This window comes from Deltaproteobacteria bacterium (assembly GCA_029210625.1).
Lineage (GTDB): Bacteria > Myxococcota > Myxococcia > SLRQ01 > SLRQ01 > JARGFU01.
In genome coordinates this window covers 56,485-70,899 of the sequence record JARGFU010000013.1, presented here as the reverse complement: position 1 = coordinate 70,899, position 14,415 = coordinate 56,485, and the positions used below count along the sequence as shown (strand labels likewise).

Below are 14,415 nucleotides of genomic sequence, written 5' to 3'. Positions count from 1 at the left end.
GAGCGCAAGGCGCCCGCATGGGTTCAGCGCATCTCCAGGGCCGCCGCGGGCAGCTCGGCCTCGTTGCCCCGGTCGTCGCGGACGCGGACCGTCCCCCCCTTCCGGGAGAGGATGCGGACCCGATCACCCTTCTTCACCTTGCGGCCCTCGAGCTCGACCTCGGCCCTCGGGGTCATGTCGTAGAGCCGGTCGAGGTCCTCGTTCTGCTTCTGCTTGGTGACCACCAGGTTGGTGGTCATCTGCTGGAAGGCATAGCTGGACTCCACGTCGCCGGCCTTCACCCGGCCGCCGGCGCTCGCCTTGAAGGCCTTCTTCTGGGCCGCGGTGAGGCCCCCGTAGCCGTCCACCGCGCTGGCGGCGGCGACCATGGGCCCCTGCGTCGAGAGCTGGCGGTAGAAGTGGCTCACCACGTGGATCACCTGGCCGTCGTGCCAGCGAAAGCGCACCACCACCGGCGCCGAGCCGTAGCGCTGCTGCATCCGCCGGGAGCTCGCCAGCACCTCCACCTTCTCGGGATCGAGGATCTTCACCGGGTAGCTCCCCCCCTCCAGCCACCACTGGGGCTGGCCGTCCTTGCGCAGGAGCATGCCGTTCATCAGCTCGTCGCCGTTCTCCATCACCTCGACCGGGACCACGTGATCGTCGGTCTCGCGGCCGTTCCAGCGGATGGTGCCGGGGAAGGTCTTCTGCACCACGTTTCGCAGCGACCAGTCGGTGGTGTAGAGGGTGCCGCCGGCCCGCACGAACTTCTCCAGCTTCTCCCGGCCCTTCGGCCCGATCTCGCCGGGGCAGTTCACCATCACGATCTGATCGTTGTTGAAGTCGAAGGCGTGCACCCGCGCCGGGGCGATGACCGTGTGCGGGATGCTCGAGCGGCGCAGCACCTGCTGAACCCGATCCATGCTGCCGGCGACCACCACCACGTCGCGGCCGTCGACTCCGGCGAGGAGGGCCGCGTCCCGGGGGCGCTCGTTGGCCATCCGGTCCTTCAGGAGGCGGGCGGCCGCCTCCTCGGAGGCCTCACCGGCCCGGGCGGCCGCGGGCAGGAGGGTCAGGAGGGTCAGGGCGAGGGGGGCGAGGGCGGATCGGCGCATCGGCGGGCTCCTTGAAGGTCTCGTTGCCTTCAACGTGCCGGATCCGCCGGGGATCTACCGTCACGGGCCGGTAACGGCCCCGCCCGCCCCTCAGGCCTTCCAGCGGCGGATCTTCACCCGGGGATCACGCTGGTCGATCTTGCCGGCCGCCTTCTCGAACTCGGCGGCGGCGTGGGCGATCACCTCGACCCGGGAGGAGCGGGGACCGAGCTTGATGGCCCCGATCTCGTCCCGGGTGACCTTCCCCCGGCGGCAGACGATGGCCAGGAGGCGGGCGACGTCCGCGCCCCCCTGGCGGCCCAGGGAGACCTGGAAGGGGACGTAGTCGGCCTCGTGCTTGTCCGCCCGGCCCGGGCCGGGGCCCCGCTTGCGCTCCGGCCGCTCCTGCCGCTCGTGCCGCCCCTTCCGCTCGGGACGGCGCCACTCCTCCTGCTGGATCGCGCGGGGGTGGCAGGGCCCGTCCGGCCCCATTCGCTCGAGCAGGCTCGCCACCAGCGCGATGGGCTCGGCGCCCTCGAGGAGCTCGGCGGCGAGGGCCACGGTGGCGGCCTCGGCCTCGGTGCCGCCCAGGGAGGCGCGCAGGCGGGCGTGAGCCGCCTCCTTCACCGCCTCGACGCCGGGGACGTCGGCGTACTCGAAGGCGATCCCCGCCTCGTGGTAGAGGCGGTCGAGCTTGCGGCGCGAGCTCGGGGCCACGAAGGCCAGGGAGACCCCCTGCTTGCCTGCCCGGCCGGTACGACCGCTGCGGTGGGTGAGCACGTCGGCGTTCTCCGGCAGGTCGTGGTGGACGACCCGGGCCACGTCGGGCACGTCCAGCCCGCGCGCCGCGACGTCGGTGGCCACGAGGGTGGAGACCGCCCGGCCCCGGAAGCCCTCCAGGGTGGCGGTGCGCTCGCGCTGCCCCAGGTCGCCCGAGAGGCCCCGGGCATGGAAGCCCAGCTCGGCCAGCTCCGCGGAGACCCGGGCGGCGTCGGCCCGGGTGCGCACGAAGATCAGGGTCTTCTCCTCCGGGGCGAGGAGCAGGAGGTTCACCAGGGCGTCGAGGCGCTGGGCCGGCCGCAGGACGAAGGCCCGGTGCGAGATGTCGGTGTTCGCCGCGCCCGCGGGCGTGCCCTCGATCCGGGCGGCGTCGCGCTGGTAGCGGTCGGCGAGGCGCTTCACCGTGGGGGGGAAGGTCGCCGAGATCAGGTGGGTGCGCCGCTCCTCGGGGACCGACTCCATCAGGGCGTCGAGCTCCTCGGCGAAGCCCATGTCGAGGAGCTCGTCCGCCTCGTCGATGGCCACGCAGGCCACCTCCGACAGATCGAGGCGGCCGCGCTGCAGGTGGTCCACGAGCCGGCCGGGCGTCCCCACCAGCACCGCCGGATCGCGCTCGAGGAGGCGCAGATCTCCGGGGATCGGGCGGCCGCCGGTGACCACCCCCACCTCGACCTTCAGCGAGGCGAAGAGCCAGCCGAGCTCGTCGGAGAGCTGCATCGCCAGCTCCCGGGTCGGGGCGATCATCAGCACCACCGGCCGGGCCGGCTCCTTCTTCTTCGAGCGCTTGCCCGCCGAGCGGGGCCGGTGCCCGGCGAGGAGGTCGGCGACCAGGAAGCCCAGGGCCACGGTCTTGCCCGAGCCGGTTTGGGAGGACATCCGGACGTCCCGGCCCTCGAGCTCGGGGGCGAGGACGGCCTCCTGGATGGGGGTCAGAGAGGTGAAGCCGCGCTTCTGGAGGGCGGCGCCGAGGCCGGCGGGGACCAGGGAGAAGGTCGAGTCGTGCATGCTGGGGTCTTCGTCCGAGGAGGGATGCTGCGCCAGGACTCCAGGGACAGAGCCGAAAAGCGGCCCGCCCGGTTCCTACGGCGACCGGCGCGGGAGGCGCTGTATAGCACCCCCGATCCGATCTGGCGAATTCTGGCAGGAGCGGGTCCCGGTGGTAGGCTCGAAGCGGGAGACTGCCCTTCATGTCGGTTCATGTCGGCCGCTACCAGCTCGTCAAATGCCTCGCCCGGGGCGGGATGGCCGAGATCTGGCTGGCGCAGCAGCGCGCGGCCGGCGGCTTCGAGAAGCTGGTGGCGGTCAAGCGCATCCTCCCGGGCCTCGCCGACCGGGAGGAGTTCATCAAGATGTTCCTGGACGAGGCCCGGCTGGCTGCCCAGCTGGGTCACCCGAACATCGTCCAGATCTACGACCTGGGGCGGACCGGCGACACCTACTACATCGCCATGGAGTTCATCCACGGCGAGAACCTGCGGATGATCACCCGCCGGGCCGAGGAGGCCGCGGGCGTACCGGTGCCCATGGCCGTGAAGATGATCTCCGAGGCCGCCGCCGCCCTCCACTACGCCCACCACAAGACCGCCCCGGACGGCACCCCCCTCGGGGTGGTCCACCGCGACATCTCCCCCCAGAACCTGCTGGTCTCCTACGAGGGGCAGGTGAAGGTCGTGGACTTCGGGATCGCCAAGGCCGCCAACTCGCTGACCGAGACCCGCACCGGCGTCATCAAGGGCAAGTACCCCTACATGTCCCCCGAGCAGGTGCTGGCCCGGAAGATCGACGGCCGCTCGGATCTCTTCTCCCTGGGGATCGTCCTCTGGGAGACCCTGACCGGGAAGCGCCTCTACGATCAGCCCACCGACTTCCTGGTGATGGACGCCATCATCAAGAAGGCCCACCCGCCCGCGTCGAGCATCCGGGACGACATCCCCGAGAGCCTGGACGAGCTGCTGGCGAAGGCGATGGCCAAGCGGGTCGAGGATCGCTACGAGAGCTGCCACGCCTTCCACCAGGCCCTCGAGCGCTGGCTGCACCAGAACGGCCAGATGGTGGGTGCGGTGGAGATCGGCGCCTTCATGAAGGCGACCTTCCCCGACCGGCTGGCCACCTGGAGCAAGCTGCTCGAGCAGCGCGACCAGGCCGACTTCTCCTCGGAGGTCCTCGACGAGCTCTCCGGCTTCATGGGGATGACCCCCTCGAGCGAGCTGGGCACCGGTGCGCCGGAGCGGGTGCTGCAGGCGACCCGCGCCCTGCGCCCGGGCCAGCGCAGCTCGGACGCCGCCGCCCAGCCCGAGCGCTCGGAGTCGCTGCGCCGGCGCGCCGCCCTCTCCACCGGCCCCACGCCCGAGACCTCCCAGCCCTCCCGCCCCAGCTTCCAGCCCCCCAACGCTCCGGCGAAGAGCCGCTACACCGACCCCGGGGTGCGGCCCCCCTCGATGCTCGAGGAGGCCCCGGACGCCGAGGACGAGGACGAGCTCGTCGAGCCCCCGCCCCTGGCGCCGGTCTCCCAGCCGAAGGCCCGCCCCCTCCCCGAGCCCGAGCCGGAGCCCGAGGACGAGGACGAGTGGGAGGACGAGTACGAGGAGGAGGACACCCACTTCGAGCCCGTCCCGAAGGGCGCGCCGCCCCCTCCCGAGCCGCGCCGCGAGGCTCCGGCACCCAAGCCCAAGCCCAAGCCCAAGCCGAAGAAGGCGAAGAAGCCGAAGCGCGAGAAGCGGGCGAGGGTCGACACCGACAGCCCCCTGGGGGGCCGGCGCCGCTCCCTGCGGGAGGTGGGCGACCGGGTCTTCGAGCCCGCCGCCACGGGCCTCGGCCGCCTGCTCCAGGGCGCCCTGGCCCTGCTCACGATCGTCGGGATGATCTGGGCCGGCCAGGGGCTGGTGCAGAGCGCCGGCCTGAAGGGCAAGGAGAAGGAGATCGCCAAGGGGGTCGCCGCCGACCTGGCGCAGGGCGCCGGCATCGTCACCCCCGGGGTGATCCTGGCGAACTCCTTCCCCTCGGGCGCCGAGGTGCGGGTCGACGGCAAGCTCATCGGCAAGACCCCCCTCTCCCAGCCCCTGCAGGCGAAGGGCAGGCAGGCCGAGATCACCCTGCGCCTGAAGGGCTACCTCCCCTGGCGCCGCACCGTGCAGAACCCCGCCGAGGGCGTGCGCATCGAGGCCCAGCTCGAGCCCGAGCTCGGACCCATCAGGAAGCCATGAAGACGATCGACGGACTCGCCATCGCCAGGAACATCCGCCGCCAGGTGAAGGAGCACATCGCGACCCTGGACGAGAAGCCGCGCTTCGCGGTCATCCAGGTCGGCGAGAACGAGGCCTCGTCGGTCTACGTCGCCTCCAAGCTCAAGGCCTGCCGGGCCGCCGGGATCGAGACGGTCTCGGCCGATCTCGACGCGAAGGTCTCCCAGGAGAGCCTGATCGGCCTCATCCAGGGCTTCAACGCCTCGCCGGACTTCCACGGGATGCTGATCCAGCTGCCGGTCCCCGAGCACATCAGCGTCGAGGCGATCATCGAGGCGGTGGATCCGGCGAAGGACGTGGACGGCTTCCACCCCCTGAACGTGGGCCGCCTCACCGTCCGCAGCTCCGTCCCCTACCTCCACCCCTGCACCCCCTGGGGGATCGTCCACATGCTCGACACGGTCCTCCCCAAGCGAGAGGGCGTCTCCGGCCTGCGAGGCAAGAAGGTGGTGGTCCTCGGGCAGTCCCACATCGTGGGGCGCCCCCTCTCGGTCATGCTCCAGAACGAGGGGGCGACGGTGACGATGTGCGACATCCACACCCGGGACCTGCACGCCGAGGTGGCCGGGGCCGACGTCCTCGTCTCCGCCACCGGGGTGAAGCGCCTGGTGGACGGAGCGCTGGTGGACGCGGTGGGCCGGGACGACCTCATCGTCGTGGACGCCGGCATCGCCCGCGACGACGACGGCTCCCTCTGCGGGGACGTGGACCGGGCGGTCCACGAGCGGCTGGCGGCGGTCACCCCCGTCCCCGGGGGGGTGGGCCCGGTGACGGTGGCCTTCCTCCTGCGGAACATCCTCAAGGCCTACTGCATCCAGAAGGGCCTGCCCCTGCCGGCCTACGTCTCCATCAACGGCGAGCCCCTCGCCTAGACAGAGAAGCCCGGCGACCGGCGCCAGCCGATTCCTCCTTTTCTTTCCGCAGCGGCGGCGGCATCGTCCCGCCCATGAAGATCGCGTTCACTCACAACCTGCAGCTGAACTCCACCGAGGAAGAGGCGGAGTTCGACACCCCCAAGACCGTCGAGGCGATCACCAGGGCCCTCGTCGCGCTCGGGCACACGGTCGAGCCGGTCGAGGTCTCGGGCCCCGCCTCCCGGACCGTGGCCCGCCTCGAGGCGCTGCGCCCGGACCTGGTCTTCAACACCGCGGAGGGCCACCGCGGCCGCTTCCGGGAGGCCTTCTACCCTGGCCTCTTCGAGGAGCTCGGCTTCCCCTACACGGGCTCGGACGCCTACGTCTGCGCGGTCACGCTCGACAAGCAGCTGACGAAGGTGCTCCTCGAGGAGCACGGCGTCCCCTCGCCTCGCGGCGTGCTCATCGAGCGGGCGGGGCAGCCGGTGCCCCAGCTGCGCTACCCGGTGATCGTGAAGCCGAACTACGAGGGCAGCTCCAAGGGCATCTCGCAGGACTCGGTGGTGGAGAGCCGCGCCGAGCTGCAGGCGAAGCTGAAGGACTGGCTGAAGCGCTACCCCACGGGCGTGCTGGTCGAGGAGTACATCGAGGGGCGCGACGTGGTGGTCCCCTTCCTGGCCAAGGCCTCCCCGGAGACCGGAGGCGTGCTCGCGGCGGGGGAGTACACCTTCGATCCGAAGGTCACCGCCGGCCGCAAGTACCTCATCTACGAGTACGACCTGAAGCAGACCCTCTCCGACGCCGTCTCGGTGCAGGTCCCCGCCGAGCTCGACCTCGACCTCGCCGAGCGGCTCGCCGAGCTCTCGCGCACCATCTACCGGGCGCTGGGGATCCGGGACCTGGGCCGGATCGACTTCCGGGTCACGCCCGAGGGCGAGCCCTACTTCATCGAGATCAACGCCCTGCCCTCCCTGGAGCCCGGCGCGGGGATCTACCAGTCGGCGGCGCTCGCCGGCCTCGAGACGATGGAGTCGGTGCTCGGCGCCGTGATCGGCAGCGCGGCCGAGCGCTGGGGGATCAAGCAGATGAAGCGGACCCGCCGGAAGAAGGCGCTGGTCGGCCTCACCTACAACCTCAAGCGGATCAAGCCCGAGGTGGGCGGCCTCAACGACGAGGAGGCCGAGTACGACGCGCCGACGACCATCGCCGCGGTGCGGGAGGCGATCGAGAGCTACGGCCACGAGGTGGTCGAGCTGGAGGCCACGCCCGAGCTGGCGGCCATCCTCCCGGCCAGCGGGGTCGACGTGGTCTTCAACATCGCCGAGGGCATCCGTGGGCGCAGCCGCGAATCACAGGTGCCCGCGTTGCTGGAGCTGATCGACGTGCCCTACACCGGCAGCGATCCGGCCACCCTCTCCCTGGCCCTGGACAAGGGGCTGGCCAAGCGGGTGGTGCACCAGGCCGGGGTCCACACGCCTCGCTTCGTCGTGCTCCACACCGGCAAGGAGCGCCTGCCCAAGTGGGTGACCTACCCGGTCATGGTCAAGCCGGTGGCCGAGGGCAGCTCGAAGGGCGTGGCGGAGCGCAGCGTGGCCACCAGCGAGGCCGAGCTGCGTGCGGCGGCGACCGCGATGATCGGCCGCTACCGGCAGCCGGCCCTGGTCGAGGAGTTCCTCACCGGCCGCGAGTTCACCGTGGGGCTGCTCGGCGACCGCCGGCCCAAGGTGCTGCCCCCGATGGAGATCGTCTTCCTCTCGAAGGACGACCCGCACCCCATCTACACCTTCGACGACAAGCTCGATATCAAGGACAAGATCCGCTACGAGGTGCCCGCCAAGGTCGATCCACCGCTCTTGAAGGAGCTGGAGAAGGCCGCCCGGAACGCCTTCGTCGCCCTCGGCTGCCGGGACGTGGCCCGGATCGACCTGCGCCTCGACTCGGAGGGGAGGGTCTCCTTCATCGAGTGCAACCCCCTGCCCGGCCTGACCCCCGGCTGGTCGGACCTCTGCCTCATCGCCGAGGGAGCCGGGATGAGCTACCGCTCTCTCGTGGGCGAGATCCTCGCGCCGGCGATGCGCCGCTTCCGCAACCTGGAGCGAGAGCGGAGCGCCGGCCAGGAGCCGAGCCCCGGTCAGGAGACCAGCGCATGAGGAAGCGCGCACGTGAGATCGGGATCGCGCCGGGCCGCTACCAGCCGGGCAAGTGCAACGCCATCACCGACGTGGCCGGGGTGCGCGTCGGCCACTCCACCATCATCCGGGGCCACGGGGCCCACAAGGCGGGCAAGGGGCCGGTGCGCACGGGCGTGACCGCCATCCTGCCGAACGCCGGGAACATCTTCTACGAGCGGGTCGTCGGCGGGGGCTTCGTCCTCAACGGCGCCGGGGAGATCTCGGGGCTCACCCAGGTGATGGAGTGGGGCCTCATCGAGACCCCGATCCTCCTGACCAACACCCTCTCGGTGGGCGCGGTCAGCGAGGGCACCGTGAAGTACATGGTCGAGCACTACCCGGGCATCGGGAAGGAGCACGACGTGCTCATCCCGGTGGTGGGCGAGTGCGACGACTCCTTCCTCAACGACATCGCCGGCCGCCACGTCCGCTCGGCGAACGTCTACGAGGCCATCCAGACGGCGACCGACGGCCCGGTCGCCGAGGGCAACGTCGGCGGCGGCACCGGCATGGTCTGCTCGGACTTCAAGGGGGGGATCGGCACCAGCTCGCGCCGCCTCCCCCGAGAGGACGGCGGCTACAAGGTCGGCGTGCTGGTCATGTCGAACTTCGGCCGGATGGTCGACCTGCGGATGGACGGCGTCCCGGTGGGCGCCCTCCTGGCGCCGGACTACGTCAAGCAGGAGAAGCGCCGCACGATCTACGGCTCGATCATCACGGTGGTCGCCACCAACGCCCCCCTCCTGCCGCATCAGATCGCCCGCCTCTGCAAGCGGGCGGCCCTCGGCATCGGGCGGGTGGGCTCCTACGCCGCGCACGGCTCGGGGGAGATCGTGATCGGCTTCTCCACGGCCAACACCGTCCCCCGCCAGACCAGGAAGATGGAGTACCGGGTGCGGGCGCTCCTCGATCCCCGGATGGATCCGCTCTACGCCGCCACCATCGAGGCCACCGAGGAGGCGATCCTCAACGCGCTCTGCATGGCGGAGACGATGGAGGGCATCGACGGTCACCTCGCCCCGGAGCTCCCGCTGGACCGGGTGCAGGAGATCATCGCCCGCTACGCCCCGGCCCGGGAGCGCTTCTCGGAGCCCGAGCCCCTGCGGGACGGCGACACCTGGACCGGCCCCGGCGATCAGGTGCTGCGCGAGCACCGGCTCGGTCCCGTCCGGCCGCCGAAGATCCCCGAGGAGTAGGCGCCGCCCGGGGGCCGGGCCTACTCGCCCAGCGCCCGGCGGGCCTCGGCGGCGCCGCAGCGGCCGCTCTCGGCGACCTGCTCCAGCAGGTCCACCGCCTTGTCGTCGGTCGCGGCGGCCAGGCGCGCCACCGCTTCCTTGCGGGCGGGGCAGGCCCCCCGCTCCAGCAGCCGCCGGTAGGTCTCGACCAGGGAGATGTCCTCGCCCAGGCGCTGCAGCACCTCGCCGGCGCGGCGGCGCACGAGCACCGGGGCGTCCCGGTCCTCCCAGGCCGCCTCGAGGAAGGGCACGCTGCGCCGGCCTGCGCTGATCAGGGTGGCCTGGACGCCCTCGGGGGTGGCCCCGGGGAGCCCCAGGAGGCGCACCAGATCCCGCAGATCCTCGTCCCGCAGCGTCGTGGGATCCTTGCGGGCGGTCCACTCGAAGTGCGGCACGGCGTCGGCGCCCCAGCCCGCCTGCGCGTAGGCGTGGGCCAGGGCGGCGTGGAGGTGGGCGTCTCCGCCCTTGCGGTCGGTGCGGGTGACCTCGGGCTCGAGCCGGCGGGCCGCGCCGAGGGGGTCGCCCGCGGCCACCTGCAGCCGGGCCTCCTCGGCCAGGCTCTGCTCACCCACCGGCACGGCGGCCTCGGCGGCGGCCGGCTCACCGGCCGGCTCGGCCTCCTCGCCGCCGAACTGCAGGCCGATGATCAGGGCGAGGGCGGCGCCCACGGCGATGGTCCAGGGGCGGCGCCGGGGATCCCAGAGCCAGCCGCCCATCGCGGCCAGGATGCCCCGGACACCTTCGATCTCGATGATCTCACCGGTGTCGGCGGGCCCCGCCAGGGGCGGCAGGGGCGCGGGAGCGGGCGCCGGCTCCCGGGCCTCCTCCGGCTCGGGCTCGGGCTCCGGTTCTGGCTCCGGTGCTGGCCGGGACGCGGGCTCCGGCTCCATCACGGGGGGCTCGATCGGCGCGGCTTCTTGGGTCGCCTCGACGGCGGCCTCGTCCACGACCGTCTCCGAGCCCTCGGCCTCCCCGGCGGCCGGCTCCGTCGCCTTCTTCGACGCCTTCCGGCTGGTCTTCCTCGAGGTGGACGCCTTCTTGCCGGCCGTCGTCGTCTTCGCGGCGGCCTGCTCGCCGCCCTCCCCCGAGCCCGATCCTTCCTTCTTGCTCATCACCCGTCACGCTACGCCCACACCGCCGTGGGCCGCAAGGAGACGCCGATCCAGCTGCTTCGCGCCCTGGTTTCGGTGTGATAGGGAGGCCCCATGCGTGCCTTCACGACTGGCTCCCTCGCCCTCTTCTTCGCCCTGACCCTCGCCGCCTGCGGCCCGAACGACCCGGAGGGCTTCGTCCCGCCCGAGGAGTCCGAGTCCGAGCTCTCGGATCTCGCCGCGATCTTCGACGGCGCCCCGCCCAACGCGAGCCTGCCCGACGACAACAAGGCGGACGCGGTCTACCCGAAGAAGTTCGACCTGGCCGACAAGCAGTCGGCGGTGAAGAGCCAGGGCCGCCGCGGCACCTGCACCATCTTCGCCACCACCGCCCTGATGGAGCACCTCTACATCGCCGCCGGGCAGCCCGCCGAGGAGACCGACTTCTCCGAGCAGTACCTCCAGTGGTCGGTGAAGACCCAGGTGGGCTCCTTCCCGAACACCGCCGGCAGCAACGCCCGCTCCAACCTCGAGGCCATCAACCGCTTCGGCATCCCCGCCGAGGGCTTCTGGCCCTACGAGAGCAGCCAGTGGGGCAGCTCGAACGACCCGGAGTGCACCGGCGACTCGATGCCGACCAAGTGCTACACCAACGGCGAGCCGCCGGCCTCCGCCACCGCCGAGCAGCTCTACAACCTGCCCCGTGGCCGCTGGCTGAACACCAACAGCATCAAGGCCCACATGACGGGCAAGAACGAGGCCGTCGTCGTCGGCGTCGAGTTCTTCTACCAGGCCTGGAACCACGGCGCGGGCTCCCTGCCCTCGAACCGCGACTACTGGAAGGCCGGCTACGTCACCACCCCCAACGCGAAGGACATCGAGGTCTCCCGGGAGAAGCCCGCCGGCCATGGCATCCTGCTGCTGGGCTGGGACGACGACCTCACGGTGCCGAAGCGCGACGGCGCAGGTGAGCTGGTCACCGACGCCGATGGCAACCCCGAGCTCGACAAGGGCTTCTTCCTCTTCAAGAACAGCTGGGGCACCAACTCCTTCGGCATCGAGAACGAGTTCGGCGCCGGCTACGGCTGGATCTCGATGGAGTACATCGAGGGCTACGCCACCGCCTACGTCAGCGGCCTGCCCGACATCGCCCCGCCGGTGGAGATCTGCGGCGACGGCGAGGACAACGACGGCAACGGCCAGACCGACTGCGACGACGCCGCCTGCGCGAGCACCACCCAGTGCTCGACCCCGCCGGTGACCGACACCCTCTCCTTCTCCTCGGATCCGGCCGTGGCCATCCCCGACAACGACGCCACCGGCGTGAGCGACACCATCACCGTGAGCGACACCGGTACGGTGCAGAGCGTCTCGGCGCTGGTCATGATCACGCACCCCTACCAGGGCGACCTGAAGGTGACCCTCTCCCACGGCGGCAAGGAGGTCGTGCTCCACGACCGCACCGGCGGCGGCGCCGACGATCTGCTGCAGACCTACACGGTCGGCGACTTCGCCGGCATGGCGGTGGACGGCCCCTGGACCCTCACCGCCTCCGACGGCGCCGCCCGCGACACCGGCTCCCTCGAGTCCTGGGAGCTGGAGATCATCCGCAGCCAGCCCTAGGGAAGGGGCAGAAGCGCCCGCAGGCGGCGCCCAGCCGGCGGAGGGCAGCGGTCCTAGTCGTCCCCGCTCGAGCTGGGGGGTCCGGGGGGAGCAGAGCTCCCCCCGGCTAGCATCGAGAGCAGGCCCTGCTCCTCGAAGGGCGTCAGGTCGAAGTGCCGGCTCGCCTCGTCGATGAGCTGGTAGGCCGGGCGGGTGTCTCCCTGGAGGCGCTGATCGGAGATCCAGCGCAGGGCCTTGGCCAGCAGGTCGGGTCGGTCGCTCATGGGATCTCTCCAAACCCCTTCTTCTTGAGCTGACTCGGGGCGTTGGGGTGCTGGGCCAGGAGGGTGAAGAGCCGCCGCTGGCGCTCGACCACCTTCTGCCGGGAGAGGTGGATCAGCAAGGGAGGCGGGGTCGAGGACCAGCGGGCGAAGTTCTGGATGTAGAGCGCCGAGCTGGTGGTGCGCCCACAGAGCTTGGCGAGGGTGCGGCCGTCCAGGGAGAGGCCCTGGAGGTGCGCCAGACAGCGGGCGTCGGTCTTGATGATGAGCGCGAGCTTCTCGTCGGAGTCGGCCCTCGGGAAGCGGGCCCGCAGGAGGCGCTTGGCCGCCGAGCGCGCGCGGTCGGTGATGTCCCGGCTGGTCACCAGCTTGTGGCACTCGAGGAGCTGCTTGCCCCTCATCAGGCGGCCGAAGAGCCCCTCGGTGAGCTGGGGGTTGCGCAGCAGGCGCCGCTGGACCTCCGCGTCCCGGGCGAAGCCGACCACCCGGCACAGGATCCCCAGGCCGGTGGCGGTGCGGTGGTGGCGGGCCAGGGAGCGGGCGTGGGGCAACCCGACCCGCTCGTTCTCGAGGATCGCCGCGACGACCCGGGGGTGCGGATCGAGGGTGCACGCCAGGAGCAGCTCACCCTCCGCGATCCGGGCCACCGCCACCCGGCCGTCGACGTCGAGCTCCCGCAGCTCGGCCTCGTAGAGCAGCCGCAGGTTGGTCCGCGGGGCCTCGTCCTCCTCGTCCTCCTCGGCCTCCTCCAGGTCTTCCTCGTCGAAGGTCCCCTCGTCGTCCTCCGGCTCCTCCTCGCTCCGGGGCGCAGTGGTGGGCGCCTCCACCAGCCTGCCCTCCTTGAGGAGCTCGCCCAGGAGGATGAGCACCCGCTCCCGGGCCAGCCCGCTGATGGCCGGCAACATCCGAACCGGGGTCTCCCCGTCGAGGCACGCCAGCAAGCGCGTGCGCTCGTCATCCGACCCGGTCGCCACCTTCGGTGCCCCTGCGCCGCGCAGAGGCTTCCAGTCGTCCTCGAAGAAGTTACTCAAGGCCCGACGATTCTAACTCCTCGGAGCCGGGGCGCTACTCGTCGGAGGTGACCACCCGGTTGCGGCCCGCCTCCTTGGCCTCGTAGAGGGCGGCGTCGGCCCGCTCGATCAGCGAGTCGCGCTGCTCGCCCTCCCGGCGCTGGGCCGCTCCGATGGAGATCGTCACCTGGATGGGCTCGGGCCTCCCCTCGACCTCGAACACGGTCTCCTCGACCGCCGCGCGGGCTCGCTCGGCCACCATGGCGGCCTCCCCGAGGCGCATCCCGGGCAGGACCAGGAGGAACTCCTCGCCGCCGTAGCGGATCACCGAGTCGTTGAAGCGCAGGGTCTCGCCCAGGACCAGGGTGACCTTGTGGAGGACCAGATCGCCGACGGCGTGGCCGTAGGTGTCGTTCACCCGCTTGAAGTGATCGATGTCCGCCATCATCACCGAGACCACCTTGCCCTCGCGCTCATCGACGCTCGGCGAGTAGGTCTGGGGCATGGCCAGATCGAGGCCCCGGCGGTTCAAGGCGCCGGTGAGGGCGTCCACCTGGGTCAGGCGCTTGAGGCGAGCGATGTGGATGTGAGGCTCGCAGATGCCGGCGATCAGCTCGAGGATCTCGAGGTCGGACTCACCGAGGCTTCCCACCTCGGGCTCGACGGCGCTGATGACGCCCATGCAGTTGCCCTCGGAGATGAGGGGCACCCCCACGAAGGCACCGGCGTGGCTCTGCTTGCCCGGCCGCGAGACGAAGCGCTCGTCGGCCTCGGCGTCGTCCACGAGGATCGGCTGCTGGTGCTGGGCGATCCAGCCCATCATCCCCTCACCGATCTGGAAGGCCGTGCTGGGGTTCGAGTGGAGGGGCTCACCGGCCCTGCACATCGCGAGCAGCCGGCGGCCGTCGGCGTCGAGCAGGCGGATGGAGGCCCGCGGCGTCTCGAGGACCCGGGCCACCGTGTCGACGGTGGCCTGGAGCATCTCCTCCAGGGACTGCTCCCTGCGAAACGCGTGGGCGAGCTCGACGAGCGGCTTGAGATCGGCTTGGGACACGGGATCGACCCCCTCCAGGGAT

General features: G+C 71.6%; 11 protein-coding genes. 5 read left to right on the top strand and 6 right to left on the bottom strand.

Annotation, left to right across the window (positions count from 1 at the left end; translation table 11 throughout):
* Positions 1-23: 23 nt before the first annotated feature.
* The gene (locus P1V51_13715) at positions 24-1,094 is read right to left on the bottom strand and encodes a hypothetical protein (protein MDF1564101.1); all 1,071 of its coding nucleotides are present in this window, start codon (positions 1,092-1,094) and stop codon (positions 24-26) included.
* 90 nt (positions 1,095-1,184) lie between these two features.
* Positions 1,185-2,858, bottom strand: a complete 1,674-nt coding sequence (locus P1V51_13710) for a DEAD/DEAH box helicase (protein MDF1564100.1) — start codon at positions 2,856-2,858, stop codon at positions 1,185-1,187.
* A 182-nt stretch (positions 2,859-3,040) separates the two neighbouring features.
* On the opposite strand from P1V51_13710, the gene P1V51_13705 reads away from it, so the two are divergent.
* From P1V51_13705 to P1V51_13690, 4 genes are all read left to right on the top strand, one after another.
* Positions 3,041-5,056 (top strand): protein kinase, encoded by a 2,016-nt coding sequence (locus tag P1V51_13705; protein MDF1564099.1) that lies wholly within the window; start codon positions 3,041-3,043, stop codon positions 5,054-5,056.
* Positions 5,053-5,967 (top strand): bifunctional 5,10-methylenetetrahydrofolate dehydrogenase/5,10-methenyltetrahydrofolate cyclohydrolase, encoded by a 915-nt coding sequence (locus P1V51_13700; GenBank protein MDF1564098.1) that lies wholly within the window; start codon positions 5,053-5,055, stop codon positions 5,965-5,967. Before P1V51_13705 ends, P1V51_13700 begins: the two co-directional genes overlap by 4 nt.
* Before the next feature lie 74 nt (positions 5,968-6,041).
* Complete coding sequence (locus P1V51_13695) at positions 6,042-8,099, top strand: ATP-grasp domain-containing protein (protein ID MDF1564097.1); 2,058 nt, start codon at positions 6,042-6,044, stop codon at positions 8,097-8,099.
* Positions 8,096-9,316 carry a P1 family peptidase gene (locus P1V51_13690; protein MDF1564096.1) on the top strand — a complete coding sequence of 407 codons (1,221 nt, stop codon included), beginning with the start codon at positions 8,096-8,098 and terminating at the stop codon, positions 9,314-9,316. Before P1V51_13695 ends, P1V51_13690 begins: the two co-directional genes overlap by 4 nt.
* 20 nt (positions 9,317-9,336) lie before the next feature.
* On the opposite strand, the gene P1V51_13685 is transcribed toward P1V51_13690, so the two are convergent.
* The gene (locus P1V51_13685) at positions 9,337-10,467 is read right to left on the bottom strand and encodes a hypothetical protein (GenBank protein ID MDF1564095.1); all 1,131 of its coding nucleotides are present in this window, start codon (positions 10,465-10,467) and stop codon (positions 9,337-9,339) included.
* Positions 10,468-10,560: 93 nt separating this feature from the next.
* Between P1V51_13685 and P1V51_13680 the strand changes: the two genes are divergently transcribed.
* The gene (locus P1V51_13680) at positions 10,561-12,069 is read left to right on the top strand and encodes a proprotein convertase P-domain-containing protein (GenBank protein ID MDF1564094.1); all 1,509 of its coding nucleotides are present in this window, start codon (positions 10,561-10,563) and stop codon (positions 12,067-12,069) included.
* A gap of 53 nt (positions 12,070-12,122) precedes the next feature.
* Here the strand turns inward: P1V51_13680 and P1V51_13675 are convergent, their stop codons facing one another.
* The 3 genes from P1V51_13675 to P1V51_13665 are packed head-to-tail and all read right to left on the bottom strand — an operon-like array spanning position 12,123 to position 14,393.
* Positions 12,123-12,332 (bottom strand): hypothetical protein, encoded by a 210-nt coding sequence (locus tag P1V51_13675; protein ID MDF1564093.1) that lies wholly within the window; start codon positions 12,330-12,332, stop codon positions 12,123-12,125.
* The gene (locus P1V51_13670; GenBank protein ID MDF1564092.1) at positions 12,329-13,360 is read right to left on the bottom strand and encodes a hypothetical protein; all 1,032 of its coding nucleotides are present in this window, start codon (positions 13,358-13,360) and stop codon (positions 12,329-12,331) included. The genes P1V51_13675 and P1V51_13670 overlap by 4 nt, the downstream gene beginning before the upstream one ends.
* A gap of 34 nt (positions 13,361-13,394) precedes the next feature.
* Positions 13,395-14,393, bottom strand: coding sequence for a sensor domain-containing diguanylate cyclase (locus P1V51_13665; protein MDF1564091.1), 999 nt, complete (start codon positions 14,391-14,393; stop codon positions 13,395-13,397).
* Positions 14,394-14,415 lie beyond the last annotated feature (22 nt).